22 protein-coding genes are annotated in these 25,116 nt (G+C 70.5%); 12 read left to right on the plus strand and 10 right to left on the minus strand.

Annotated elements, in window-relative coordinates; translation table 11 throughout:
* Positions 1-221: 221 nt before the first annotated feature.
* From QMO56_RS09710 to QMO56_RS09720, 3 genes are all read left to right on the plus strand, one after another.
* Positions 222-1,544, plus strand: a complete 1,323-nt coding sequence (locus tag QMO56_RS09710) for a DUF1835 domain-containing protein (protein ID WP_283525279.1) — start codon at positions 222-224, stop codon at positions 1,542-1,544.
* A gap of 82 nt (positions 1,545-1,626) precedes the next feature.
* Positions 1,627-2,649, plus strand: coding sequence for a tripartite tricarboxylate transporter substrate binding protein (locus QMO56_RS09715; RefSeq protein WP_283525281.1), 1,023 nt, complete (start codon positions 1,627-1,629; stop codon positions 2,647-2,649).
* 132 nt (positions 2,650-2,781) lie between these two features.
* Entirely contained in the window at positions 2,782-3,759 is a 978-nt protein-coding gene (locus QMO56_RS09720; protein ID WP_283525282.1) for a tripartite tricarboxylate transporter substrate binding protein, read from the plus strand.
* Between the two features lie 178 nt (positions 3,760-3,937).
* Here the strand turns inward: QMO56_RS09720 and QMO56_RS09725 are convergent, their stop codons facing one another.
* Together QMO56_RS09725 and QMO56_RS09730 are read right to left on the minus strand one after the other, a co-directional pair.
* Positions 3,938-4,666 carry an aspartate/glutamate racemase family protein gene (locus QMO56_RS09725; protein ID WP_283525283.1) on the minus strand — a complete coding sequence of 243 codons (729 nt, stop codon included), beginning with the start codon at positions 4,664-4,666 and terminating at the stop codon, positions 3,938-3,940.
* Positions 4,667-4,671: 5 nt separating this feature from the next.
* Positions 4,672-5,421 (minus strand): hypothetical protein, encoded by a 750-nt coding sequence (locus QMO56_RS09730; RefSeq protein ID WP_283525284.1) that lies wholly within the window; start codon positions 5,419-5,421, stop codon positions 4,672-4,674.
* 145 nt (positions 5,422-5,566) lie between these two features.
* Between QMO56_RS09730 and QMO56_RS09735 the strand changes: the two genes are divergently transcribed.
* The 4 genes from QMO56_RS09735 (at position 5,567) to QMO56_RS09750 (ending at position 11,180) form a co-directional block, all read left to right on the plus strand.
* Entirely contained in the window at positions 5,567-6,736 is a 1,170-nt protein-coding gene (locus QMO56_RS09735) for a M20/M25/M40 family metallo-hydrolase (protein ID WP_283525285.1), read from the plus strand.
* A 238-nt stretch (positions 6,737-6,974) separates the two neighbouring features.
* Entirely contained in the window at positions 6,975-8,654 is a 1,680-nt protein-coding gene (locus QMO56_RS09740) for an HWE histidine kinase domain-containing protein (protein WP_283525287.1), read from the plus strand.
* A 96-nt stretch (positions 8,655-8,750) separates the two neighbouring features.
* Entirely contained in the window at positions 8,751-10,259 is a 1,509-nt protein-coding gene (locus tag QMO56_RS09745; RefSeq protein ID WP_283525289.1) for a pyruvate kinase, read from the plus strand.
* Between the two features lie 27 nt (positions 10,260-10,286).
* Entirely contained in the window at positions 10,287-11,180 is an 894-nt protein-coding gene (locus QMO56_RS09750; RefSeq protein ID WP_283525291.1) for a class I SAM-dependent methyltransferase, read from the plus strand.
* A gap of 57 nt (positions 11,181-11,237) precedes the next feature.
* Here the strand turns inward: QMO56_RS09750 and QMO56_RS09755 are convergent, their stop codons facing one another.
* On the minus strand, positions 11,238-12,851 hold the full coding sequence (locus tag QMO56_RS09755; RefSeq protein WP_283525293.1) for a peptide chain release factor 3: 1,614 nt from the start codon (positions 12,849-12,851) through the stop codon (positions 11,238-11,240).
* A 198-nt stretch (positions 12,852-13,049) separates the two neighbouring features.
* Between QMO56_RS09755 and QMO56_RS09760 the strand changes: the two genes are divergently transcribed.
* On the plus strand, positions 13,050-13,568 hold the full coding sequence (locus QMO56_RS09760) for a PRC-barrel domain-containing protein (RefSeq protein WP_283525294.1): 519 nt from the start codon (positions 13,050-13,052) through the stop codon (positions 13,566-13,568).
* Between the two features lie 101 nt (positions 13,569-13,669).
* Positions 13,670-14,098 (plus strand): PRC-barrel domain-containing protein, encoded by a 429-nt coding sequence (locus tag QMO56_RS09765; RefSeq protein ID WP_283525296.1) that lies wholly within the window; start codon positions 13,670-13,672, stop codon positions 14,096-14,098.
* A 10-nt stretch (positions 14,099-14,108) separates the two neighbouring features.
* Here QMO56_RS09765 and QMO56_RS09770 read toward each other — a convergent pair whose 3' ends face one another.
* Positions 14,109-14,702 carry a deaminase gene (locus QMO56_RS09770; RefSeq protein ID WP_283525298.1) on the minus strand — a complete coding sequence of 198 codons (594 nt, stop codon included), beginning with the start codon at positions 14,700-14,702 and terminating at the stop codon, positions 14,109-14,111.
* A gap of 255 nt (positions 14,703-14,957) precedes the next feature.
* On the opposite strand from QMO56_RS09770, the gene QMO56_RS09775 reads away from it, so the two are divergent.
* Positions 14,958-16,574 carry an ABC transporter substrate-binding protein gene (locus QMO56_RS09775; protein ID WP_283525299.1) on the plus strand — a complete coding sequence of 539 codons (1,617 nt, stop codon included), beginning with the start codon at positions 14,958-14,960 and terminating at the stop codon, positions 16,572-16,574.
* 138 nt (positions 16,575-16,712) lie between these two features.
* Here QMO56_RS09775 and QMO56_RS09780 read toward each other — a convergent pair whose 3' ends face one another.
* The 6 genes from QMO56_RS09780 to thrC form a co-directional block, all read right to left on the minus strand.
* Positions 16,713-17,498: an amino acid ABC transporter ATP-binding protein gene (locus tag QMO56_RS09780; protein ID WP_283525300.1), complete on the minus strand. Its 786-nt coding sequence runs from the start codon at positions 17,496-17,498 to the stop codon at positions 16,713-16,715.
* 14 nt (positions 17,499-17,512) lie between these two features.
* A complete protein-coding gene (locus tag QMO56_RS09785; protein WP_283525302.1) occupies positions 17,513-18,193 on the minus strand; it encodes an amino acid ABC transporter permease in 681 nt (226 codons plus the stop codon).
* 13 nt (positions 18,194-18,206) lie between these two features.
* Positions 18,207-18,872 carry an amino acid ABC transporter permease gene (locus tag QMO56_RS09790; protein ID WP_349362350.1) on the minus strand — a complete coding sequence of 222 codons (666 nt, stop codon included), beginning with the start codon at positions 18,870-18,872 and terminating at the stop codon, positions 18,207-18,209.
* Positions 18,873-18,975: 103 nt separating this feature from the next.
* Entirely contained in the window at positions 18,976-19,875 is a 900-nt protein-coding gene (locus tag QMO56_RS09795; protein WP_283525304.1) for a transporter substrate-binding domain-containing protein, read from the minus strand.
* A 77-nt stretch (positions 19,876-19,952) separates the two neighbouring features.
* Positions 19,953-21,194: a D-amino acid dehydrogenase gene (locus QMO56_RS09800; RefSeq protein WP_283525305.1), complete on the minus strand. Its 1,242-nt coding sequence runs from the start codon at positions 21,192-21,194 to the stop codon at positions 19,953-19,955.
* Positions 21,195-21,200: 6 nt separating this feature from the next.
* Positions 21,201-22,424, minus strand: coding sequence for a threonine synthase (gene thrC, locus QMO56_RS09805; RefSeq protein WP_283525306.1), 1,224 nt, complete (start codon positions 22,422-22,424; stop codon positions 21,201-21,203).
* Positions 22,425-22,558: 134 nt separating this feature from the next.
* On the opposite strand from thrC, the gene QMO56_RS09810 reads away from it, so the two are divergent.
* Together QMO56_RS09810 and QMO56_RS09815 are read left to right on the plus strand one after the other, a co-directional pair.
* Positions 22,559-23,026, plus strand: coding sequence for a GNAT family N-acetyltransferase (locus tag QMO56_RS09810; protein ID WP_283525308.1), 468 nt, complete (start codon positions 22,559-22,561; stop codon positions 23,024-23,026).
* Between the two features lie 139 nt (positions 23,027-23,165).
* Positions 23,166-25,115: a PAS domain-containing sensor histidine kinase gene (locus QMO56_RS09815; protein WP_283525310.1), complete on the plus strand. Its 1,950-nt coding sequence runs from the start codon at positions 23,166-23,168 to the stop codon at positions 25,113-25,115.
* Position 25,116 lies beyond the last annotated feature (1 nt).

The following is a 25,116-nucleotide window of genomic DNA, read 5'->3' on the forward strand; positions in this document are numbered from 1 at the left end:
GGACTTCTTCAGGCCGCCGGCCCCTCGCCTGCGGCGGAAACCGCCCGCCGGGGCGCCTTGACAGGCGCTGCCAATCAGGCTGGGCTCCTCGTCCGGCCCGGGTCAGGGCCACCCGTCCGCGGAAAGGGCTGCGCCCATGACCCTTGGCCTCCCGCCAGATTCCTCGTGACGTCCCTTTTCGGTCTGCATGCGGGCACGGACCTGAGAAAAGGGCCCTCCCTGTGACCGAAGCGCCCCTCCCGCGCGCCGCGCGCCCCTTCCGCCTCGACCTCGATCAACAGCGCAAGCGCGCCAAGGACCTGGCCCGTGCCGCGCGGCGCGGCGACAGGGCCGCTCTCCGTCGCTTCCGCGCGCATCACCCCGATGCCGCCATGCTCGATGGGCCGCCTTTGCCGCCTTCCCTCGCCCGCCTCGCGGCCGCGCAACTGGTGGTCGCGCGCGAGCTTGGCCTACCTAGCTGGCCGCGCCTGGTGGCGCATTTCCGCGCCATGGCGGCGGCACGCCTCGCCCTTGGCGCCGGCGCGCCGCCCGATGCCGGAGAGGATACGCTGCACCTGCGGTGCGGCTCCGACATCGCGCCCATGCTGCGGCGCGCAGGCTTCGCCGGCGCCTTCCTGGAATATGCCGATCCACTCTGCCAGGGTCCCGTTCTCCCGCGTGAGGACTGGCTGCAGCACCGCGTCGCCTTCCTGATGGAGGCCTGCGGCGAGATCCTGGGCCTGGAACCGGCGGCGCTCGCGGCACGGCGCCTGTCGGAGGAGGCGGCGCTGGCCGCGGCCGCGCGCCGCCGCCGCGTGGTGCTCTGGTTCGAGCACGACAGCCATGATCAGCTCATCCTGGCGCGCTGCCTGGCGCAGTTCGCAGCCAATCCGCCGGCACGGCTGGAACTGGTGGTGCTGGATCGCTTTCCCGGCGCGGCACGTTTCATCGGTCTGGGACAGATGCCGCCCGAGGCGCTGCGCCTGCTCTGGCGCCAGCGTCGCCCGCTTGGCCCCGCCGCGCTGAAGCTGGGCGCGGCAGTCTGGGATGCACTGCGTGCCCCCGAGCCTGCGGGGCTGCTGAGGCTGGCGCGCAGCGGCGCGCCGGCGCTGCCGCATCTGGCGCCCGCCCTGCGCCGCCACTGCCAGGAACTTCCCGACAGCCGCACCGGCCTGGGGCTCACCGAGCGGCTGATCCTGGAGAGCCTCGCCGAGCGGAGCCGAAGCCTCGGCGCGGTGTTCCAGGATCTCACGCTGCGGCGCGAGCCGATGCCCTGGCTGGGCGACGTGCTGTTCCGCCACCTGCTGAACCGGCTGCGGCAGGGGCACCTGCCGCTGCTGCGGGGTTCCGGCGGGGCCGCTGCCTGGGCGCAGGAGGAACTGGAGCTGACGGAGGCGGGCCGTGCCGTCCTGGCCGGGGCGCTCGACTGGCTGGCGCTGCGCCCGCCCGCGCGCTGGCTGGGCGGCATCCGCCTCACCGCCGATGCACCTTGCTGGCGCTGGGATGCGGCCGCGGAGCAGGTGATGCTGCAGCCGCCGGCGCCCGAGCGGCGGGGCCTTGCCTAACCTCGGCCGGATACGGCAGGAACAGGTCATCCGGCAAAGGCGCGGGCATTCGCGATCCGCGCCGCCCGGAAGGAGACGATCCATGACCCTGCTGCATCGTCGTGCGCTGCTCGGCGCCGCTGCCCTTCTGCCTTTTGCCCCGGCGCTGCGCCCTGGCGCGGCCCTGGCCCAGTCCGGTGCCGCCGCGGACTGGCCCAGCCGCCCCGTGCGCTTCGTCGTGCCTTTCGCCCCCGCCGGCACCACCGACATCGCCGCCCGCATCCTGGCCACCCGGCTGCAGCAGCGCCTCGGCCAGCCTTTCCCCATCGAGAACCGCGGGGGCGCCGGCGGCAATATCGGCTCCGATGTCGTCGCGAAGGCCGACCCGGACGGCTACACCATCCTGATGCAGACGGTCTCCTCCGGTGCCATCAACTACGAGCTGTACGGCAAGGAGATACCCTACAAGCCGCAGGACCTCACCGCCGTCGGCCTGCTCATCAAGGTGCCGAACGTCATCTTCGTCACGCCCTCCCTGCCGGTGAAGACGCTGGCCGAGCTGGTGGCGCTGGCGAAGCAGAAGCCGGGCGAGCTGAACCACGGCTCCTCCGGCGCCGGCACCTCGCTGCACATGACCGGCGAGCTGCTGAAGCTGGAAGCCGGCATCCAGATGACGCACATCCCCTTCCGCGGCGCCGGCCCGATGCTGGCGGAGATCATGGCCGGCCGCGTCGAGGTGGGCGTGGACAACCTGCCCTCCGCCATCGGCCATATCCGCGACGGGCGGCTGCGCCCGCTGGCCGTCACCACCGCCACCCGCAGCCCCGCCTTGCCGGACGTGCCGACCACCGCCGAGGCCGGCTTCCCCGGCGTGGAGGCAACCGGCTGGTTCGGCGTGCAGGCCCCGGCCAAGACGCCGCGGCCGATCGTCGAGAAGCTGGGCGCCGAGATCGACGCCATCGTGAAGGAGCCGGACACCTGGGCGAAGCTCGCTGATCTCGGCGGCATGAAGCCCGGCCTGACGCCCGATGGCGGCACCAGCCCGGCGGCCTTCGAGGCCTTCGTCCAGTCCGAGGTGAAGAAGTGGGCGGAGGTGGTGCGCCGCTCCGGCGCCAAGGTGGACTGAGGTTCCCGCGCTGCCGCCCGGGCGGGGCGGCAGCGCCAGAGAACGGTCTCGATCCGGGCACCGCACCGGGTTGCACCACAGCACGGCAGCGTCTACGCACCTCTATAAGACACATCTTTAGAGGATTTGGTCTTGCTTCCTTCCCGCCGTCTCGTGCTGGCCGCCGGCGCTGGCCTGCTCGCCGCCCCGGCTCTGCTGCGGGCGCAGCCTGCCTTCCCCAACCGGCCCATCCGCTTCATCGTGCCCTTCCCCGGCGGCGGCGCCACCGACGTGACCGCCCGCGTCATCGCCGAGCAGCTCTCGCCGCTGCTGGGCCAGCCGGTGGTGGTGGACAACCGCCCCGGCGCCGGCGGCATCCTGGGCTGCGACGCCGCCGCGAAGTCCGATCCCGACGGCCACACGCTGCTGATGTGCACGATCGGCACAGCCAGCATCAACCAGTATCTCTACTCCAAGCTGCCCTACGACCCGGCGAAGGACCTCACCAACCTGGCGCTGGCCAACTCGCTGGCCAATGTCATCACCGTGCCGGCGGACAGCAAGGCGAAGACGCTGAAGGACCTGCTCGACATGGCGCGGGCCGAGCCGGGCATGCTGAACTACGGCACCCCCGGCAACGGCACCTCCGGCCATATGTGCGCCGAGTTGCTCAAGACCCGCGCCAAGGTCAACATCTCCCACGTGCCCTATCGCGGCAGCGCCACGGTGATCCCGGACCTGCTCGCCGGCCGGCTGGACCTGGCCGTGGACAACATCCCGCCCTACCTGCCGCACATCCAGGAAGGCCGCCTGCGGGCGCTGGCGGTGACCAGCAAGGAGCGCTGGTTCGCCCTGCCGGACGTGCCCAGCGTGGCCGAGAGCGGCATCGAGGGCTTCGAGGCCGAGGCCTGGTTCGGCGTGCAGGCGCCGGGCCGCACCCCGCGCCCGATCGTCGAACGGGTTTCGAACCACATCCTCGACATCCTCAAGAAGCCGGACGTCATTGCCCGGCTGCGCGAGGTCGGCAGCGAGCCGCGCCCGCTGGGCCCGGCCGAGTTCGACCGCTTCGTGCAGGTCGAGAACGGCAAGTGGCAGGAGGTCGTTCGCATCTCCGGCGCCAAGCTGGACTGACCGGGCCGGGAGGGGGAGCGATTCCCCCTCCATGCGCCGCGACGGAGAGCGCCCGGGCCGTCGGTCGCGCTCCATCCTGCGCTGGGATGCGCGCCGGTAAGCCTGCAAGGCCAAGCCGGAGGGAGAGCAGGACAGGACCGCAGCCGGCCGGCTGGCCGGCGAGCGCATTCCAGGACATTCAGTCCCCCCGCAGCCGGCGCGCCAGGGCCGGCGACAACCCCGTGCTCGCCCGCCCCTGCGCCGGAGCCAGGGTACCGGCCGCCGGCCGCGCCAGCCCCAGCCCGACCAGCGCCTCGGCCAGCTTCACCGCGCAGGCGATGCCGTCGAGCAGCGGCACCGGCGCCGCCAGCCGCGCCGCCATGCCGGCCAGGGCGGCACCGCCCAGGACCACCGCATCGGCGCCGCCCGCCACCAGCCGGCCGATGCTCTCCAGCACCAGCGCCTGGACGGCCTCCGGATCGCGCACCGCGTCCTGCGGCGTCGCCGCCACCCCCTCCAGCCCGGCCAGCCGCGCGGTCAGGCCGTGACGGCCGATCAGCTCGCGATAGGTTTCCACCCCGCCCAGCGTCACCAGGCCGAAGCGGGCACCGACCATGCAGGCGGTCAGGCAGGCGGCCTCGGTCATGCCGACCACCGGGCAGGGCATGAGCTGCCGCGCTGCTTCCAGGGCCGTGTCATGGCTGACCGCCAGCACCACCGCCTCCACCTGCCCGGCATGTTCGGCCAGCAGTTCCAGCAGCGCATGGCCGGCGATGGCGTTCTCCAGCCGCGTCGCGATCACCGCCGGGCCGAAGCGCGGCGTGGCGGGGATGATGGTGGTGCCGGGCGCGGCCGCGGCGCGGGCCGCCTCGGCGCAGAGTGCGGTGATCGCTTCCGTGGTGTTGGCATTCGCGACCAGGATATGCATGGCGCTCAGCGCTCCGCCGGGCGCAGGGCGGCGAAGGGTCCCTCCGAAAGGCGGGACGGCTCGGTCAGCAGCGCCAGCGTGGCGAGACCGCGGGCGCAGGAGGCCCAGACCAGGAAGGGGTTCACGCAGAGCAGGTCGCCGGGGTGCAGGACCATGCGCAGAGCGAGCCCGGGCGCGGCGGCCACCTCGTCGAGCGCCTCCAGCGCGGCCAGCGCGCCAGGATCGAGCGCGGTGCGGTCGCAGCGGGCGGCGAAGACGCCCTGCGTCACCGCGAAGACCGGCAGGGCCTCCCCCGCCCCGGTCGGCAGGGCGCGGTAAAGGACCTCCAGCGCCGCACGGTCGGACCGCAGGAGCTGATTGTGCAGGGCGGCGGCGGAATGCAGCATCAGCTCCCCCGCCTCGCGGCAGAGCAACAGCAGTGCATCGCAGGGCTCGGTATAGACCGGGCCCACCGAGGGCGGGGTGTGCACCGGGCGGCCGATGCGGCTGCCCAGCCGGCCCAGCACCGCCGCCGGCTCTTCCGGCAGCGGCAGGCCGCGCAGCAGGCAGAAGCCCGGGCCATGCGCCAGCCGCTCCGCCATCTGCCCCAGCAGCGGGTCGAGGCGCGGGAGCGGCAGGCCGGGGGCGGCCTCGATCTCGGCCCGGATCTCGCTGCCAAGCGGCAGCATCCAGTCGGCCGGCGAAAGGGCGGCGCCGCTCCAGAGATGCGGGCCGGTCTGCGGCGCGATGCGCCGCGGGGGGGTCGCTTCGGTCATCGGTCCAAAGGTCTAGCAGAGGTTGCGGGCTTGTCGTCATCCCGCTTGCGCGCGTGGCCCCTTGCCGATCCCGCGCCGTGGCAGCAGGCTAGCCGCAACATCATGCAGCGGGCCGGCGCGCCCGGCAGCCCAGGGGAGCGTCACCATGAAGAACGAGATCCTTCCACCGGATCAGCGCGAGGCGCAGCGCGCCCTGGATCTGCCCTTCGACGCCCGGGTGCTGCTGGAGGGGCTGCGCCCCTGGGTGGAGTGCGAGAGCCCCACCTTCGACGCCGCGGCGGTCAACCGCATGATGTCGCTGGCCAGCCGGGACCTAGCGCTGCTGGGTGCGCGGATCGAGCGCATTCCTGGCCGCATGGGCTTCGGCGACTGCGTGCGCGCCCGCTTCCCGCACCTGGACGGCGAGGCCGAGGGCGGCATCCTGGTCCTGGCGCATCTGGACACTGTGCATCCGGTGGGCACGCTCGGCGCCCTGCCCTTCCGGCCTGAGGGCGAGCGCTGCTTCGGCCCCGGCATCTGCGACATGAAGGGCGGCACCTACATCGCCATGCAGGCGATGGCGGCCATCATCCAGGCGGGCATCGCGCTGCGCCGCCCCGTCACCTTCCTGCTGACCAGCGACGAGGAGATGGGCAGCCCCTCGACGCGCGATCTGATCGAGGCCGAGGCCGGCCGGCACGAGATCGTGCTGGTGCCCGAGCCGGCCCGGCCGGACGGCGGCGTGGTGACCGGCCGCTACGCCATCGCGCGCTTCAAGCTGCGCACCACCGGCCGCCCCAGCCATGCCGGCGCCGCCCTCGCCGAGGGGCGCAGCGCCATTCGCGAGATGTGCCGGCAGGTGATGGCGATCGAAGCGATGACGACCGAATCCGCCACCTTTTCGGTGGGCGTCGTGCGGGGCGGGCAGTGGGTGAACTGCGTCGCCACCCATTGCGACGCCGAGGCGCTGACCATGGCCAAGCGGCAGGCCGACCTGGACCATGCGGTGGAGCGGATGCTTGCCCTCGCCGACGGCAATGGCGAGGTGGCGCTGGAAGTGACGCGCGGCGTCACCCGTCCGGTCTGGGAGCCGGATGCCAACACCATGGCGCTCTACCGGACGGCGCAGGGGCTGGCGGCAAAGCTCGGGCTGCCGCTCCCGCATGCCAGCGCGGGCGGCGGCTCGGACGGCAACTTCACCGGCGCGATGGGCATCCCCACGCTGGACGGGCTGGGCGTGCAGGGAGCGGGGATCCACACCCTGCAGGAGCATCTGCTGGTGTCGAGTCTGGTGCCGCGCGCGCGGCTCTTCGCCGGCCTGCTCGCCAGCGTCTGAGGCGAGGCGGCAGCGCTCCTGCCCGCCCCTCCGCGCAAAACAAAACTTTGGCGGCCCTGTTGCTTGTCCTGTCGGCAGAAAATGCACATACCAGCGCCAAATCCGGAGAATTTTGCAACCAGAAGACAAAAATTTCCCGATTTTTTCGCGCATCGCTTGTATATACGTGGCTGCTGGATGCCATTTGGCGTTACTGACCGCTCCACCACAATACACTGCGGAAATGCCTGGCAAGGACATGCCCCCTCCCCTGCCCGCCCCGGAACGAACCGAAGCCGCCACGCGGCAGTCCCGGAACGGCTCCGTCGCGCGCGCCTCAGGGCTGGCAACGGAGCCTGACCCCCTCGAAGCCGCACTGATCACCCACGAGCTGGGGCGCCGGACCGCCCGCGCGCCCGATCACCAGGCGGAGAACCGCGCACTCGGCATCCTGGCGCAGGAGATAGCCTCCAGCCCGGGAACCGTGCTCAGGACGCTCAGCGAGCTGGTCATGGAGCTGTGCGGGGCGGATTCGGCCGGGGTCAGTATCCTCAGCGCCGACGGCTCCGCCTTCGGATGGCCTGCCATGGCCGGGCCCTTCGCGCGCAATGCCGGCGGCTCCATGCCGCGTGAGGCAAGCCCCTGCGGCCTCGTCATCCGCCGTGAGGCCATCCTGCTGTTCGACCAGCCGCACCGCTGCTTCCCCGCGCTGGCGCGCTGCGAGCCGCCCATCTTCGAGAACCTGCTGGCTCCCTTCCCGGTGCAGGGTGTCCTGCGCGGCACGGTCTGGGCGATAGCGCATCGCCCGGAGCGGCACTTCGACGGCGAGGATGCGCGACTGCTCAGCGCGCTCTCCCGTTTCGCCGCCGCGGGTTACCAGATGGGCTGCGCCCTGCGGGAGGCGGAAGCCGCACGCACCGAGCTGGAGCGGCGGGTGGAGGAGGAGGTGCGGGCCAAATCCGCCCTGCGGACTGCGCACGACCACACCACGGAAGTCCTGGAGAGCCTGCCGGAGGCCTTCTACGCCGTGGACCGGGACTGGCGCTTCACCTACGTCAACCGTCAGGCCGAGGAACGCTGGGGCAAGCACCGTGGCGAGCTGCTCGGCCGGACGCTCTGGGAGGTCTTCCCGCAGATGATCGGCGGGCGCGCGGAGCCTAGCCTCCGCCGCGTGATGCACGAGCGCAGGCCGGCGCGCGTCGAGACGCTCTCCATCGCCTACAACCACTGGGCCGAGATGAGCATCCACCCGACGGCGGCGGGCGGTCTCTCCGTCTATCTGTGCAACATCGAGGAGCGGAAGCGGGCGGAGGAGCAGCAGGCGCTGATGGCGCGGGAGATGGATCACCGCGCCAAGAACACGCTCACCGTCGTGCAGGCGACGCTGCGCATGACGCGTGCCGACTCGGTGGAGAGCTACGTGGCTGCGGTGGAGGGCCGCGTGGCGGCGCTGGCGCGGGTGCAAAGCCTGCTGGCGGCGGAACGCTGGTCGGGCACCGATCTCCGCGCGCTGCTGCAGGCCGAGCTGGAGCCTTTCCTCCCCGGCGACGGGGCCCGTCCCCCCTGCGGCGAGCCCCGTGTGCGCCTGGATGGCCCTCCGGTGGCGCTGACGGCGCGCCTAGCGCAGCCGCTGAGCATGGCGGTGCACGAGCTGGCAACCAATGCGATGAAGCACGGCGCGCTTTGTGCCGTCACTGGGCGGGTCTGCGTCTCCTGGGGGCTGGAAGGCCCGGAGAACCGCACGCTGCGGCTGCGCTGGGAGGAGGCGGGCGGCCCTGCCCTGGCCGGGCCGCCGGGCCGGCGCGGCTTCGGCTCGCGCGTGCTCGAAACCACGATCCGCCGCCAGATCGGCGGCTCCGTCGCGCTCGCCTGGGAGGCTGGGGGCCTCGCCTGCGACTTCGCCCTGCCGCTGGATGGTCCTGCAGGCAGCGCGGCCTGACGGGCGCTGCGCGCCCTCGGGATTACTTCTTCTGAGCCGGCAACCACTGCGCCAGATCAGTCCGCTTTGCTTCCGGCTTCCTCTAACATCGCCGGCATGGATCTGGACGCGCTTCCCGAAATCGCGGGCCTTGCCCCGATGCCCGCCGCCTTGCATGGCGAGGTCGAGGCGCTGATCGCCGCGCTGCGTGACGAAGGCGCAGACATCGCCAAAGCCTGGAGCGGCTGCATCGAGCGGCCCGAGTTTCTCGCCAGCGCCATCAATCTGAGCCACTACCTGGCACTGCGGCACCGTGACCTGCGGCCGCTGCAGCGGCCGCTGATGGCGCTTGGCCTGTCCTCCCTCGGACGGCTGGAAAGCCGCGTGCTGCCGGCGCTGGAGGCGGTGCGCGCCACACTGGCGACCCTTGCCGGCCTGCCCGCCCCCGGCCGCCCGACCATGCAGGCCTTTTTCGCCGGCGAGCGGCGGCTGGCCCGGAACACCGCAGCGGTGCTGGGGCCGGCGACGCCGAACCGGCCCATCGGCTTGCTCGTCACCTGCCCCTCCGAGGCGGCGAACGACCCGGCCTTCATGCGCCGCCTCGCCGAATGCGGGGTGGAGGCGGTGCGCATCAACTGCGCGCATGACGACGCGACGGTCTGGGCCCGCATGATCGGGCATGCCCGCGCAGCCCAGGAGGCGACGGGCCGGCGCCTGCGCATCCTGATGGACCTGGCGGGCCCGAAGATCCGCACCGGCGCCGTGCAGCTTCCGGAGGGGCAGAAGCGGATCGGCATGGGCGCCTTGCTGGCCATCGTCCCGCCCGGCGGCCTCGGCCTTGCGGAACTGCCCGAGCCAGGCTTCGTGGCCGAATGCACGCTGACCGAGTTGTTCGGCATGGTCCAGGAAGGCCAGCGCCTGTTCGTGGATGACGGCAAGATTGGCGCGCGGATCGAGCGCGTCCTGCCCTGGGGGCTGCTGGCGCGGGTCACCGCCGTGCCGGAGGAAGGCGCGAAGCTGAAGCCCGAGCGGGGCCTCAATTTCCCCGATACCGACCTGCACTGCGCCGCGCTCACCGCGAAGGACCGCGCCGACCTCGACTTCGTCGCGCAGCATGCCGATGGCATCGGCTATTCCTTCGTGCAGTCGGCGGCGGATGTGGAGCTGCTGCAGGAGGAGCTGGCGGCGCGCCGGCCGCAGGACTGGCGCGCGCTGTCGCTGATCCTGAAGATCGAGACGGTGCGGGCGGTGCACGCCCTGCCTGGCATCGTCGTGCAGGCGGCCGGGCGCCAGCCCACCGCCATCATGATCGCGCGCGGCGACCTGGCGGTGGAGATCGGCTTCGCGCGGATGGCCGAGATGCAGGAGGAAATCCTGTGGATCGGCGAGGCCGCGCATGTGCCGGTGATCTGGGCCACCCAGGTGCTGGAGCACCTGATCCGCAAAGGCACCCCGCTGCGCGGCGAGATGACCGACGCCGCCATGGCCGCCCGCGCCGAATGCGTGATGCTGAACAAGGGCCCGCATCTGTTCGAGGCCATTGGCGAGCTGGACCGCCTGCTGCGGCGCATGGGCGAGCATCAGCGCAAGAAGACCCCACAACTCCGACGCCTGGCGAGCTGGTAGCGCAGGGGCCGGAACAGGAGGATGAGCATGAGCAACACCGACCTGACCCTGGCCCCACACCCGGATGCGTCCCCGCCCGCCCTCCCGGCCCCGATGCAGCCCGCCCTCAGCGGCCGGAGCGCCGCGGGGACGCTCGTGCATGCCCTGCTGGACCTCAACCGCCGCTCCTCGCGCCGCCTGACGCCGGGCCATGTCCATGAGGCCAATGTCTTCGGCATGTACCGCAAGATCGGGGGCCTGCTGCTCTCGCACCCCGACGTCACGCGCGTCATCGATTGCGGCGCCGGGAAGTCCTGGCAGTTCCCGAGCTACTACAAGCGCTGGTACGGCATCCACCTCATCGGGCTGGACATCGACCCCGAGGAGATGACGGAGAATCCCGACCTCGACGAGAAGATCACCTGTGACGTGACGGAAAGCATTCCCGTGCCGTCCGGCTCGGTGGATCTCGTCATGGTCTCCTCCGGCATCGAGCATTTCCGGGACAACGAGGCCTTCCTGCGCCACGCTTATGACACGCTGCGTCCCGGCGGCTTCCTGGTGGCGCAGTTCCCCGGCCGCTACGCGCCCTTCGCCATCGCCAATCGCCTGCTGCCCCGCAAGGCCGCCAAGTCCCTGATCGGCCTGGCGATGCGCGACGATGCCGATGTGCTCGGCTTCACCGCGCATTACGACCGGACGCACTATTCGGCCTATTCCGCCATGGCGAAGCGGACCGGCTTCGATGTCGTCTATCACGCGCCCGGCTACTACAGCAGCTCCTACGCGGATTTCTTCCTGCCGCTGTGGCTCTGCTCCTATGCCTATGACGTCCTGCGCTTCGGCCTCGGCATCCGCGATCTGGCCTCCTACAACCTCTTCGTGCTGCAGAAGCCCGGTGCGGCACCGGACCAGGAGCCGCTGCGGCTCTACGCCTGGTAGCGCGGCGGGCACCGGCGGCCTCAGGCCGCCAGGACTGTCGTCCGGTGGCGCGGCGCCTCAGGTCGCCGCGACGGCGTGCTGCTCCCGCAGCGCCAGGAAACGGAGCTGCGGCCACTCCTCCTCAGACCGGCGCCGCCCCCAGTCGGAGGTGAAGAAGGCCACCGGCTGGTTGTCGTGGTCCTCCGCCATCTGGCTCGGCGCCGTGCGCAGGAAGCGGTCCAGCGCCGCCCGGTCCTCGGCGGCGACCCAGCGCATGGTGGACCAGGAGGTCGGCTCGAAGCTGATCTGCACGCCGTATTCCGCCTGGATGCGGCTGCTCAGCACGTCGAGCTGGAGCTGGCCGACCACGCCCACCACGGGCTGCGAGCCGTCCAGGGGACGGAACACCTGCACCACGCCCTCATCGGCCAGCTGGTCCAGCGCCTTGCGCAGCTTTTTGGCCAGCATCGGATCGTCGAGCCGGATGCGGCGCAGGATCTCGGGCGCGAAGCTCGGCACGCCCTGGAAGTTCAGCTCCTCGCCATCGGTCAGCGTGTCGCCGATGCGCAGCACGCCGTGGTTGGCGATGCCCACCACGTCGCCCGGCCAGGCCTCCTCCGCCACCTGCCGCTCCTTGGCGAAAAAGAACAGCGGCGCATTGACCGGGATGCTCTTGCCCGTGCGCACCTGCTTCAGCCGGGCACCCTTGCGCAGCCGCCCGGAGCAGACACGCAGGAAGGCCACGCGGTCGCGGTGCTGCAGGTCGGTGTTGGCCTGGATCTTGAAGACGAAGCCGGTCAGCTTCTCCTCATCCGGCTCCACCAGGCGGGCATCCGCGCTGCGCGCCGAGGGCGGGGGCGCGAATCGCGCCAGCCCGTCCAGCAGGTGCTTCACACCGAAGCCGCGCAGCGCCGAGCCGAAATAGACCGGCGTCAGGTGGCCTTCGCGGAAAGAGGCGAGGTCGAAATCGGGATAGACCGAGGCCAGCTCGATCCCCTCCCGCAGCACGTCGCCCTGGCCGTGCGGCAGCAGCGTTCCGATCCGCCCGTCCTCCGGGCCGGAAAGCGCCACGTCCTGCTCGCCGCCCTCGCGCAACAGGCGAAGGGTGGTGTGCTCCCGGTCATAGACGCCGGCGAACTGCTGCCCGGAGCCGATCGGCCAGGTGGCCGGCGTCACGTCCAGCGCCAGGGTCTTCTCGATCTCGTCGAGCAGCTCCAGCGGCTCGCGCGCCTCGCGGTCCATCTTGTTGATGAAGGTGACGATGGGGATGTCCCGCAGGCGGCAGACCTCGAAGAGCTTGCGCGTCTGCGCCTCGATGCCCTTGGCGGCGTCGATCACCATGACGGCCGCGTCCACCGCCGAGAGGGTGCGGTAGGTGTCCTCCGAGAAGTCCTCGTGGCCCGGCGTATCCAGCAGGTTGAAGATCTGCCCGGCATACTCAAAGGTCATCACCGAGGTGGCGACGGAAATGCCGCGGTCCTGCTCGATCTTCATCCAGTCCGAGCGGGTGCGCCGCCGCTCGCCCTTGGCGCGCACCGCGCCGGCGATCTGGATGGCGCCGCCAAGCAGCAGCAGCTGCTCCGTCAGCGTCGTCTTGCCGGCGTCCGGGTGGGCGATGATGGCGAAGGTGCGCCGCCGGCCGGCCTCAGCGGCCGTCTGGCTGGCCGCGGTCTCCACAAGCTGCTCCGACATCATCACTCCAAACGCCATTTTTCTCGGGGGGTGGCGGGGATATAGCGCGCCGGCGCCGCAAAACCCACCCCGCGGCACATGCGGCCCCGGAAACCTCCCGCCCCTCTCAGCTGTTCTTGCGACGCTCGCGCCATCGCGCCGAGCCCCCCAAGAGATGCCCGCGCCCCCGGCCGGGCCCTCCAAGAAAGGTCGCCAGCCATGACCACACGTCGCATCGCCCCGACCCTCGCCGCCCTGGCCCTGCTCGCCGCCGCGCCCGCCTGGGCGCAGAGCGGGCAGCCCACCACCGGGGCGAACAGCACGCCGCCGAGCACCACCACGCCGATGACCGGCGGCACCTCCTCCAGCGGCAATTCCACCACCGGCGGCGCGGGCACCATGGGCCAGCCCGGCCGCATGGGCACCGGCGCGGGCAGCATCGACAGCACCAGCACCAGCACCTCCTCGAAGCCCTGGCGCGCCAGCAAGCTGATCGGCGCCGAGGTCTATGGCAACGACAACAAGAAGATCGGCGAGATCGACGACCTGCTGGTCGGCAACAGCGGCGGCATGCAGGCGGTGATCTCGGTCGGCGGCTTCCTCGGCATCGGCGACAAGCTGGTCTCGGTGCCCTACAGCGAGTTGCAGCATGGCGAGCACTGGATGCTGCCGGGCGCCGACCAGGACAGCCTGAAGAACCGGCCCGAGTTCAAGTACGCCGACAACAGCAACGGCTGAGACGGCACCAGACCCTGGCAGGGGCCCGCGGCACCGGCCGCGGGCTTCGCCGTTCCGACCCGGCCGCTCCGCGGCCATCGTTCGCAGAGAGGCCCCGCGCCATGACCCCGCGCCGCACACTTCCCTGCCTCGCCGCCCTGGCCCTGCTGGCCGGCCCCGCTCTGGCGCAGCAGCGCGACCGCCCGGAGGCCAGCGTGACGCCCGAGGCCCTGCGCCAGCCCGGCCCGCCCCTGCCGGCCGCCCCCACCGCCTCGGCCGACCGCCTGCGCTGGCGCGCCAGCAGCCTGGTGGGCGCCGATATCTACAGTTCGGAGAACAACAGCCTCGGCACGGTGAAGGACCTGCTCTTCACCCGCGAGGGCGGACTGACCGTCATCCTCGCGACCGGGGGCCTGCTCGGTTTCGGGGAGCGGCTGGTGGCCATCCCCTTCCAGGAATTGCAGCACAGCGAGCGCTGGGTGCTGCCCGGCAGCAATGCCGAGACGCTGAAGCAGCGCCCGGACTTCCACTTCGACCAGAGCCAGGGCTGAGGCCGCCGGCTCAGCGCCGCCCCTCGCCCGGCGGGGCGCCGAAGTCGAACTCCGCCTGGTGCTCGGCGAAGGGGTCGAGCGAGCGCCGCGCCTCCACCGCATCCAGCCCCAGCACCTGCATCTGTGCCTCGGTGATCGGCGTGAACTCCACATTCGCCTCGCGCAGCATCTCGATGGCGAGCAGCCCCACGCCATCCCAGTAGGAGGCGGTTCCCTCCCGCGGGGCGGCCGCCACCACCCGCCGCACGCCGGACTGGATCAGCAGCGTGGCGCAGACGTTGCAGACCGGCTTGCCGACCACATAGGCGTCGCAGCCCCGCGCGTCATGCCCGGCATGGAGCAGCGCGTTCTGCTCGGCGTGCAGGATCATCTGCAGCTTGCGCGCCTTGTTCTCCAGCCGCTCGGCGCTGTCCTCCACATTGGAGGGGAAGCCGTTGAAGCCGGTGGCGACGATGCGCGCCTGGCCCTGGTTCACCAGCACCGCGCCCACCTTGGCGCGCGGGTCCTTCGACCACTGGCCGATGTGGTGCGCCAGGCCGATATAGCGCGCATCCCACCGGGCCAGCTTCTCGGGGCGGCCTTCGAAGGTGTTGGGATTGGTCATGCTCGGGTCACCATGCGGCAGGGCCGGCCGGGCGCCCCGCCATGCGCGGCGGGCGCGCCCGGCGCCAGCGCCTTGATGCCACGGCCAGAGCCGCGCCGCACGCCCGGATGCGCCGCCACCCGCCTCGTCACCGCAACCGCGTGCGGCCTGTTGACCTCCGGCCACGCCGTATGCAGCAATCCAGCCGTGAGCCGCCGAGGACAGGCGGCCACATGGGATGCCTTCACACCTTCTTCTCTTTCCGGAGACGTCGTCTTGACGCGTACCGTCACCCAAGCCCCGCTGAGCCGCCGCTCCTGCCTGGCGCTGCCGTTCCTGGCCGCCATGCCGCTCACCCTGGCGGGCTCCCGCCAGGCCGCCGCCCAGACCGGCCAGACCCTGAACCTGGCCGTCGCCGCGCCGCCGACCTCGCTCGACCCGCACTACCACACGCTCTCCCCCAACAACATGGTGGCGGAGCACTTCTTCGATAAGCTGGTGGGACGCGACGCGAAGGCGCAGCTGATCCCCGGCCTGGCGGAATCCTGGAAGCTGCTCGACGACACCACCTGGGAGTTCAAGCTCCGCAAGGGCGTGAAGTTCAGCAACGGCGACGAGTTCACGGCCGAGGACGTGATCTTCACCCTGAAGCGGGTGCCGAACGTCCTCAACAGCCCGGGCTCCTTCGCCATCTACACCAAGGGGATCGAATCCTCCGAGGTGGTGGACCCCTACACGATCCGCTTCAAGACGCGCGGCGTCTATCCGCTGCTGCCGCAGGACCTGAGCCAGGTCTTCATCATCTCCCATTCCGTGGGCGACAACGTCTCCACCGGCGACTTCAACAACGGCAAGGCCGTCATCGGCACGGGCCCCTACCAGCTCGTCTCCTTCACGCCGGACGACCGCGTCATCATGAAGCGGAACGACCAGTACTGGGGCGAGAAGCCGGCCTGGGCGCAGGTGAACTACCGCTTCATCGCCAATGACGGCGTGCGGGTGGCCGCGCTGCTCTCGGGCGACGTGCAGATGATCGACGTCGTGCCGCCGAACGACATGCCGCGCCTGCGAACGACCCAGGGCATCGGCTTCTCCGAGATCCCGAGCCTGCGCTGCATCTATCTCAAGATCGACACCGCGCACGACGTCTCGCCCTACATCACCGATGCCAGCGGCAAGCTGCTGGACAAGAACCCGCTGCGCGACCTGCGGGTGCGCAAGGCGCTCTCCCATGCCATCAACCGCCAGGGCATCGTGGACCGGGTGATGCAGGGCGCGGCGCTGCCGGCAGGCCAGATGATGCCGCCCGGCGCCAACGGCTATGCCGAGGACATCAAGCCCCCGGCCTATGACCCTGACCTGGCCAAGAAGCTGCTGACCGAGGCGGGCTACCCGAACGGCTTCAACATCACGCTGATCGGGCCGAACAACCGCTACGTGAACGACGCGCAGATCATCCAGGCCATCGGCCAGATGTGGCAGCGCGTGGGCATCAAGACGACGGTGGACGCCATCCCCTTCGCCGTGCTGGCGCAGCGGCAGGCGAAGAACGACATGTCGGCCATGCTGATCGGCTGGGCGACGGCGGGCGAGCCCTCCACCGCCCTGCGCGGCAACCTGACGACGCGTATTCCCGAGAAGGGCTTCGGCACCGTCAACTTCAGCGGCTACTCCAACAAGGAAGTGGACGCGCTGGTGGAGAAGGGCCTCAGCACGCCGGACGACGAGAAGCGCGAGGACATCTTCAAGCAGGCCATGCGCGTGGGCATGGAGGACGTGGCGCTGGTGCCGCTGCACATGCAGAAGAACATCTGGGCGATGCGCGGCGGCCTGACCTATGTGGCGCGGGCGGATGAATACACCGTGGCGATGGGGGTCAGGCCGGGGCAGTAAGGCCCGACGAGGGGGGGAGAAAGGGGCCTGGGGGATACCTCAGGCCCTCGAACGCACCACTGCAAACACGTGACGCAATTATTCCATTTGAATGTGTTCCCTTCAGCAACAGAAGAAGCGCTTAGCGCTTTTTATTTTCTACTGCTGTCTGAAAATCCCATGGAACCGCCCCAGAAAGCTCCGTAGCCGCTCGCTTTCCGGGTTCTCGAACACCTCGGCCGGTGTCCCCTCCTGCGCCACCCGCCCCTGGTCCATGAAGACCACGTGGTGGGAAACCTCACGGACGAAGAGCATCTCGTGGCTCACCACCAGCATGGTCTGGCCGGAGGCCGCGAGGTCCTGCATCACCCCCAGCACCTCCGCCACCAGTTCCGGGTCCAGCGCCGAGGTCACCTCGTCGAACAGCAGCAGGCGCGGCTCCATCGCCACCGCGCGAGCCATCGCCACGCGCTGCTGCTGCCCGCCCGAGAGCTGGTAGGGGTAGTGCCCGCGCCGCTCGGCCAGCCCCACGCGCGCCAGCCAGCCGGAGGCGATCTCCCGCGCCTCCGCCTTGCTTTTGCCCAGCACCTTGGTCAGGCCGAGCATCACGTTCTCCTCCGCCGTCAGGTGCGGGAAGAGGTTGAACTGCTGGAACACCATGCCGATCCGCGCCCGCTGGGCGGAGACGCGCGCCTCCGAGAGGCGGCGGCGCCGGCCGCCCTCCATGCGGTAGCCGATCGGGTCGCCGTCGAGCAGGATCTCGCCGCCGTTGTGCTCCTCCAGCAGGTTCACGCAGCGCAGGAAAGTCGTCTTGCCGGAACCGGAGGCGCCGATCAGCGAGACCACTTGCCCCTGCCGCACCTCCAGGTCGATGCCCTTCAGCACCTCGGTGTTGCCGAAGCTCTTGCGGACGCCGCGCGCCTGCAGCAGCGGGGGTTTGCTCATGGGTGCGGCTCCGTTCAGTAGCGCAGGTAGGAGAAGCGGCGCTCCAGCAGCGCGCCGAGCTGGGCGATGACGAGGTTGATCGCCAGGTACATCACCGTCGCCAGCAGGTAGAAGTCGACGATCAGGTAGTTCCGCGCCACCACCTGCTGGGTGGAGAGCAGCAGCTCCACCACGCCGATGACGGAGAGCAGCGTCGTCCCCTTCACCACTTCCAGGCCGGTGTTGACCCAGGGCGGCAGCATGCGGCGGAAGGCCTGGGGGATGATGACGTAGCGCAGCCGCTGGCCGAAGCGCAGGCCGATGGCCTTGGCGGCCTCCATCTGCCCGGCGGGGACGGACTGCACGGCGCCGCGCAGGTTCTCCGCCACATGCGCCGTGGCGAAGGCCGAGAGCGCGATGACCCCGGCCCAGAAGGCCGGCACGTTGATGCCGAACAGCGCCAGCCCGTAATAGGTGAAGAGGATCAGCACCAGCACGGGGATGCCGCGCAGCATGTCCACGTAGAGGCGGACCAGCGCGCGCAGCCACCACCAGCCATAGGCCAGCGCCACGCCGAAGAGCGTGCCCAGGATCGTCGCGATGATGATGGTGAGCACCGAGCTGCCCATGGTCACGCCGAGGCCGCTCAGCAGCGAGAAGCGCGCCTGCCAAGCCTCGAAGAGGAAGGTGCCCGGCTGCATCGAGGTGTCGAACATGCCTCCCCTCCCCTCAGCGGATGCTGGCGTAGCGGCGCTCGATCAGGCGCAGCAGGGTGGCGATGATGTAGCAGGTGACGAGATACATCGCGCTCGCCGTCAGCCAGACCTCCATGACGCGGAAGGTGTTGGCGTTGATCTGCCGCGCGGTGAAGGTCAGCTCCGGGATGGCGATGGCCGCCGCGAGGGAGGTGTCCTTGAACAGCGAGATCAGGTTGTTGCTGACCGAGGGCAGCGTGATGCGGAACATCACGGGCAGCACGACATAGCGTTGCCGCTGCCAGGGCCTGAGGCCGATCGCCTTGGCCGCCTCGACATACTGCTTGGGAATGGAGGCCAGCCCGGCGCGGAACACCTCGCTCATATAGGCGCCGGCATAGAGCGAGAGCGTCAGGATGAAGCTCTCGGTCTTGTCCAGATAGGTGATGTCGAATTCCGGCAGGCCGAAATAGACGAAGAAGATCAGCAGCAGCAGCGGCGTGCAGCGGATGAACTCGACATAGGCGCGCACCGGCGCCGAGAGCCAGAGGCGCCCGGAGACGCGCGCATAGGCGGCCACCAACCCGATGACGCAGCCAATGACGAGCGACACCACTGCCAGCCCGAGGCCGAGCAGCAGGGCGTTGACGAGGTTGTCCGCATTGCGGCTGATCACGCCCCAGTCGAAATGATAGTCGATCATGGTTCTTCCGGCGCACCCACGAATGGCGGGGTCCGGGATGGCGCGGCCACCCCGGCGGGTGGGTTCCAGGGAGGGCGGCGCCCTCCCTGTCCCCGGCCGGTCAGCGGAACTCGGTGGGGAAGCCCACCTGCGGCATCGGCAGGTCGATGCCGAACCACTTCTTGTAGGAGGCGGCGAAATAGTCGAAGTCCACGCCCACCATCGCCTCCTTGTAGACGGTGTTGACCCAGTTCAGCCAGACCGGGTCACCCGGCTTCACCGCGGAGGCGTAGGAGTTGGGCATCCAGCCGTAGCCGGCATCGACGAAGCGGTTCGGCGCCTGCTGCATCAGCCAGCGCATCGCCGACTGGTCGGCCATGTAGGCGTCGATGCGGCGGGCATTCAGCGCCTGCAGGGTGGCGTCCGGGCTTTCGAAGGCGTCCACCTTGGCATCCGGCAGCGCCTTGTGCACCCACTCCTCCAGAAAGACGTTCTGCATGCCGCCGACGGTGACGTCCTTGCCGGCCTTCTTCAGCTCGTCGAAGTTCTTGTACTTGCCGCCGCGCGCCAGCACCATCAGCCCGACGCCCTCGCGGTAGTAGGGGATGGTGAATTCCACCTGCTGCGCGCGCCCGGGGGTGATCGTCATCCACTGCACGACGATGTCCACCTTGTCCGTGATCAGGGAGGGGATGCGCGCATCCGAGCCCTGCAGCACGAACTCGACCTTGTTCTCATCGTCGAACAGCGACTTGGCGAGCAGGCGCGCCAGGTCGATGTCCATGCCCTGCAGCTTGCCGTCGGCGCCCTCGAAGTGCCAGGGCGGGTTGGTGCTGCCGGTGCCGACGATCAGATGGCCGCGTTCCTTCACCACCTGCAGCTTGCTCTTGGTGGCGGCCTGGGCCTGCGCCGGGCGTGACCCCAGCAGGCCGGCCACGCCGCCCAGCGCCGCGCCGGCGGCGCCGATGCCGAACAGGCCACGCCGCTCCATGCTGGCGGTCTTGTCGTCCTTTGTATCCATCGTGAATCCCCTTCTGCCCCTCGGCATGCCTTGGTGGCATGTCCTTGGGTGAAGGGGAGCAAGAAATCGGCCGCTTGTCACGCCGCCGCGACGGTCGTGTTGGCCCTTCCGTCGATGATCTCCGCCAGCCGGCGCCCGGAACCCGCCGCCATGGTCCAGCCGGTGTGGCCGTGGCCGGTGTTGAGATAGAGGCCCGGGACGCGCGTCGCGCCGATGCGCGGGATGCCGTTCGGCACCATGGGCCGCAGCCCGGCCCAGCGCACCGCGCCCGGCGCCGAATCGGCGCCCTCGAACTGCGGGAAGAGCGAGGCGACATTGCGCATCAGCGCGCCGATCCGCAGCGGAGAGGGCGTCGTGTCGAAATCCGCCACCTCGGCCGAGCCGACGATGCGGTAGCGGTCGCCGAGCGGCGTCAGCGCGAATTTGCGGCCGTCGTCCAGGATCGCGTTGCGCGGCCCCTCCGGCCAGACGCTGCGCGGCGCCGTGACGGAGAGGCCCTTCACCGGATAGATCGGCACGGTGATGCCATGCTTGCGCAGCATCTGCGGCGAGTGGCTGCCCAGCGCCACCACCACGGCGTCCGCTTCGATCTCGCCGGCGCTGCTGTCCACCGCCGCCACGCGGCCGTTCTTCAGGACGATGTCGCGCACGGTGGTGTTGTAATGGAAGGTGGCGCCCTGGGCGGCACACCAGGCGGCGAGACCCTGGCTGAACTTGTTGCAGTCGCCCACCTCGTCCTGCGGGAAGAACAGGCCGCCGGCGACCTTCTCCTGCACCGGGCCGAGTGCCGGCTCACGCGCCACGCAGGCGGCGCGGTCCAGCCGCTCGGTGACGAGGCCGTAGGGCGCCAGCGCCTCATGCGCCTTCGTCGCCGCCTCCCATTCCGCGGTGGTGGCGAAGGTCTTGATCACGCAGTTCCGGGCGTCGTCGTAGCGGACCCCCGTCGCCTCGCGAATCTCGGCCATCGAGCGCGCCGAGAGCAGCGCCAGCTCCAGGTTGGCCAGCGCCCCGGCGTCGTGCACCGCAGCGCGCGAGGCGGCGAGGAAGCCCAAGCCCCAGCGCCACATGCGCGGGACGGCCGAAAGGCGCAGCAGCATCGGCGCGTCCTCCTGCCCCAGCCACTTCAGCACCTTCAGCGGCACGCCCGGCGCCGCCCAGGGCTGCACGGAGGAGACATGGATGATGGCGCCATTGCCCCAGCTGGTCTCCAGCCCGGCGCCCTCGCGCCGCTCCAGCACCGTGACCTGGTGCCCGGCCCGCTGCAGCCAATAGGCGCTGGCGACGCCGATCACGCCGGCCCCCAGAACGGTGATCCGCATCTCGCTTCAATCCCTCTCCCGCATGGCGCGCTCACAGAGCCGCGCCACCGCCGTGACATCCTCCGGCGCCGGCACCGGATAGGTGCGCGCCGGCATCTCCTGATAGGCCTTGGCATCCTTGAAGCCGTGCCCGGTGACCATGCAGACCACCCGTGCCCCCGGCTCGACGCGGCCTTCCGCCACCAGCTTGCGCAGCGCCGCGATCGGGCTGGCGCCGGTCGGCTCGGCATAGACGCCCTCGCCGCGCGCCAGCAGCCGCATGGCCTCGCGCAGCTCGTCATCGCTCACCGCGACCGCCAGCCCCTCCGTCTCGCGCACCAGCCGCAGCGTGTAGCTGCCGTCCCGCTCATAGCCGATCAGCGGGTCGCTGATGCCGGAGGCGATGGTCGTCGGCATGCCCCAGGCCGTGACCTTCGTCTCCCCGGCCTCAAAGGCGCGCACGATCGGCGCGCAGCCCTCCGCCTGAACCGCCACCGCCCTGGGCCGGGCGCCCGCCTCGGCGAAGCCCTGCACCACGCCCTTCACCAGCGGGCCGCTGCCGGTCGGCACCAGGACATGGGTGGGCGCCACGTCGCCAAGCTGCTGCATCAGCTCCAGTCCGACCAGCTTCAGCGCATCCACCGCATAGGGGTTGATGAAGGTGGTGGTCAGGTTGGCGAAGCCGTGCCGCTCCGCCAGGGCGGCGGCGAGATCGTAGGAGCGGCTGTAATGCCCCTCGACCAGCAGCAGGATGGCGCCATAGGCCGCGATCTGCGTCACCTTCCCCGCCGGCGTGTGGGCCGGCACCACGATGATCGCCCCCATCCCCGCCCGCGCCGCATAGGCCGCGACCGAGGCCCCCGCATTGCCGGAGGAGGCGCAGACCACCCCTTTCGCGCCCAGCTCGATGGCCTTGCTGATGGCGGCGCTGACCAGCCGGTCCTTGAAGGAGCCGGAGGGGTTGCGCGTCTCGTCCTTCAGCCAGATCTCGCCGGTGAAGCCGGGGATGGCCCGCTCGATGCGCGGCGCCCGCAGCAGCGGCGTGCCGCCCTCGCCGAGGGAGACAATGGCCGCCGGGTCGCTGACGCTCAGCCGGTCGGCATGGCGCCACATGCTGGTGGCCAGCCCCGGCCCGGCCGGCGGCGCGAGGCCGCCGCTGCCCACCACCTCCAGGATGCCCGCGCAGGCGGCGCAGGCATAGCGCAAGGTGGCAGGATGGGCCTTGCCGCACTCGACGCATTGCAGGTGCATGGGCCTGGTTCCCCCTCGCCGACTCTCCGGGCCCGGCGATCTTAGGCGCAAAGGGGAGGCTTGTTGACCCCGCCCCCTCGGGCCGCTCCGCTCCGGGCTTTGCATGAACGGGCCGGTCGGCATAACCTCGCGGGATGCAACAGGTTATCTTCCGGCCGGCGCGGCGCTCCGATCTCCCGGCCATCGTCGCCCTGCTGGCGGAAGATGCTCTAGGCAGCCAGCGGGAAGTCGTGAGCACACCGCCGGACCCGCGCTACCTGTCGGCGTTCGAGGCCATCGCCGCCGACCCGAACCAGATGCTGGCGGTCGCGGATGAGGGGGAGGAGGTGACAGGCACCCTGCAGATCTCCTTCCTCCCGGGGCTCGCCCGCAAGGGAGCTTGGCGCGGACAGATCGAAGCGGTCCGGGTTGCCGCATCGCGGCGCGGCAGCGGCCTCGGCCAGCGCATGCTCGCCTGGGCGGTCGCGGAATGCCGGGCGCGCGGCTGCGGCCTGGTCCAGCTCACCTCCGACAAGAGCCGCACCGACGCACATCGTTTCTATGAGAGGCTGGGTTTCCTCGCCAGCCACGAGGGCTACAAACTAGCCCTGCCGCCCGCCTGAACCTGCCATCCCGGGCGGAAGGCATGGCACAGGACCGGGCTGGAAGGAATGAACCGCATGATGGCACAACCGCCTGCCGCCGGTCCCGACCGGTGCTGATATCCCCGGAACGGACCCGTACCGCGAAGTTCGCACCCCAATGACACCAGGCACGCCACTTTCCGCGGCCAACACCTACGAACTGCTCGTCCAGGCGGTGGTGGACTACGCCATCTTCATGCTCGACCCGGAAGGGTATGTCATGAGCTGGAATCCGGGCGCCCGGCGGCTCAAGGGCTACACGACCGAGGAGATCATCGGCGCGCATTTCTCGCGCTTCTACACGGCGGAGGACAAGGCCGCCGGGCTTCCCCGGCGGGCGCTGGAAACCGCCGCACGGGAAGGCCGCTTCGCCGCCGAGGGCTGGCGCTGCCGCAAGGACGGGAGCCACTTCTGGGCGATGGTGGTCATCGACCCCATCCTGCAGGATGGCCGGCTGATCGGATTCGCCAAGATCACGCGTGACATGACCGCGCAGCACCAGGCGCAACTGGCGGCCCTGGAGAGCGAGCGGAGCTTCCGCCTGCTGGTGCAGGGCGTGACTGACTACGCCATCTACATGCTCAGCCCCGAGGGCTGCGTCACCAGCTGGAATGCCGGCGCCGAACGCATCAAGGGCTATTCCGCCGCCGAGATCATCGGCCGGCACTTCTCCCGTTTCTACATGCCAGAGGACGTCAGCGCCGGCATGCCCTGGCGGGCGCTCGACATCGCCCGGCGCGAGGGGCGCTACGAGGCCGAGGCCTGGCGGCGGCGAAAGGACGGCACCCGCTTCTGGGCCAGCGTGGTGATCGACGCCATCCGCGAGAACGGCAAGCTGATCGGCTTCGCCAAGATCACCCGCGACCTCACCGAGCGGCGCGAGACGCAGCTGCAACTGGAGCAGTCCCGCGAACAGCTCTTCCAGGCGCAGAAGATGGAATCGCTCGGCCAGCTCACCGGCGGGCTGGCGCATGACTTCAACAACCTGCTGACCGGCATCATGGGCAGCCTGGAACTGCTGCAGACGCAGGTGGCGCGCGGCCAGACCCAGAATCTCGAGCGCTTCATCTCCTCCGCGCAGGGCGCCGCCTCGCGCGCGGCGGCGCTCACGCACCGGCTGCTCGCCTTCGCGCGGCGGCAGACGCTCGACCCGAAGCCGATCGATCCGAACCGCCTGGTTGCCGGCATGGAAGACCTGGTGCGGCACACAGTCGGGCCGGCGATCGAGCTGCGCTTCGAGCTGGCGCCCGACCTCTGGCCGACGCGGTGCGACCCGAACCAGCTCGAGAACGCCCTCCTCAACCTCTGCATCAACGCCCGCGATGCCATGCCCGACGGCGGAAGGCTGACTCTCAGGACCGCCACCACCATCCTCGACGCGCAGCCTGCGCGGGAGTGCGACATGCAGCCCGGCGAGTATGTCGCGATCCGCGTCGCCGATACCGGCACCGGCATGAGTCCGGAGACCCTCCAGCGTGCCTTCGACCCGTTCTTCACCACCAAGCCGCTGGGGCAGGGCACAGGGCTCGGGCTTTCCATGATCTATGGATTCGCCCGGCAGTCGGGCGGCCAGGTGCGGATTGCCTCGGAGCGGGGCGTCGGCACGGAGGTCTGCATCTATCTGCCCCGGCATCGGGGACAGGTGGAGGAGGGAGAAACGGAGCCCCGCCGGCCCAAGGCGCCGTCCTGGACGGAGGGGGGCAAGCGGGTCCTGGTGGTGGACGACGAGCCAACCGTCCGTATGCTGGCCAGTGAGGTGCTGAAGGAGCTGGGCCATGCGGCCGTGGAGGCGACCAACGCGGCTTCCGGCCTGCAGATGCTGCAATCCGACCCTGGCATCGATCTGCTGGTCACCGATGTCGGCCTGCCCGGTGGCATGAACGGACGCCAGCTGGCCGATGCGGCCCGCCAGATCCACCCGGAGCTGCGCGTACTGTTCATCACCGGCTATGCGGAGAACGCAACGCTCAGCAAGGGCACCCTGGAACCCGGCATGCACGTCCTGGTCAAGCCCTTCACGATGGAGGCGCTGGCCGAGCGCATCGTGGACATCCTCTCGGAGCACTGAC

Source organism: Roseomonas sp. E05, assembly GCF_030063475.1.
Classification (GTDB): Bacteria; Pseudomonadota; Alphaproteobacteria; order Acetobacterales; family Acetobacteraceae; genus Pseudoroseomonas.

What these genes read in the sequence shown, in the direction of transcription:
- QMO56_RS09715 (WP_283525281.1), top strand. Translation starts at nt 1,627, where the DNA reads ATGACCCTGCTGCATCGTCGTGCGCTGCTCGGCGCCGCTGCCCTTCTG.
- QMO56_RS09725 (WP_283525283.1), bottom strand. Translation starts at nt 4,666, where the DNA reads ATGCATATCCTGGTCGCGAATGCCAACACCACGGAAGCGATCACCGCA.
- QMO56_RS09730 (WP_283525284.1), bottom strand. Translation starts at nt 5,421, where the DNA reads ATGACCGAAGCGACCCCCCCGCGGCGCATCGCGCCGCAGACCGGCCCG.
- QMO56_RS09735 (WP_283525285.1), top strand. Translation starts at nt 5,567, where the DNA reads ATGAAGAACGAGATCCTTCCACCGGATCAGCGCGAGGCGCAGCGCGCC.
- QMO56_RS09740 (WP_283525287.1), top strand. Translation starts at nt 6,975, where the DNA reads ATGCCCCCTCCCCTGCCCGCCCCGGAACGAACCGAAGCCGCCACGCGG.
- QMO56_RS09745 (WP_283525289.1), top strand. Translation starts at nt 8,751, where the DNA reads ATGGATCTGGACGCGCTTCCCGAAATCGCGGGCCTTGCCCCGATGCCC.
- QMO56_RS09750 (WP_283525291.1), top strand. Translation starts at nt 10,287, where the DNA reads ATGAGCAACACCGACCTGACCCTGGCCCCACACCCGGATGCGTCCCCG.
- QMO56_RS09755 (WP_283525293.1), bottom strand. Translation starts at nt 12,851, where the DNA reads ATGTCGGAGCAGCTTGTGGAGACCGCGGCCAGCCAGACGGCCGCTGAG.
- QMO56_RS09760 (WP_283525294.1), top strand. Translation starts at nt 13,050, where the DNA reads ATGACCACACGTCGCATCGCCCCGACCCTCGCCGCCCTGGCCCTGCTC.
- QMO56_RS09765 (WP_283525296.1), top strand. Translation starts at nt 13,670, where the DNA reads ATGACCCCGCGCCGCACACTTCCCTGCCTCGCCGCCCTGGCCCTGCTG.
- QMO56_RS09770 (WP_283525298.1), bottom strand. Translation starts at nt 14,702, where the DNA reads ATGACCAATCCCAACACCTTCGAAGGCCGCCCCGAGAAGCTGGCCCGG.
- QMO56_RS09780 (WP_283525300.1), bottom strand. Translation starts at nt 17,498, where the DNA reads ATGAGCAAACCCCCGCTGCTGCAGGCGCGCGGCGTCCGCAAGAGCTTC.
- QMO56_RS09785 (WP_283525302.1), bottom strand. Translation starts at nt 18,193, where the DNA reads ATGTTCGACACCTCGATGCAGCCGGGCACCTTCCTCTTCGAGGCTTGG.
- QMO56_RS09795 (WP_283525304.1), bottom strand. Translation starts at nt 19,875, where the DNA reads ATGGATACAAAGGACGACAAGACCGCCAGCATGGAGCGGCGTGGCCTG.
- QMO56_RS09800 (WP_283525305.1), bottom strand. Translation starts at nt 21,194, where the DNA reads ATGCGGATCACCGTTCTGGGGGCCGGCGTGATCGGCGTCGCCAGCGCC.
- thrC (WP_283525306.1), bottom strand. Translation starts at nt 22,424, where the DNA reads ATGCACCTGCAATGCGTCGAGTGCGGCAAGGCCCATCCTGCCACCTTG.
- QMO56_RS09810 (WP_283525308.1), top strand. Translation starts at nt 22,559, where the DNA reads ATGCAACAGGTTATCTTCCGGCCGGCGCGGCGCTCCGATCTCCCGGCC.
- QMO56_RS09815 (WP_283525310.1), top strand. Translation starts at nt 23,166, where the DNA reads ATGACACCAGGCACGCCACTTTCCGCGGCCAACACCTACGAACTGCTC.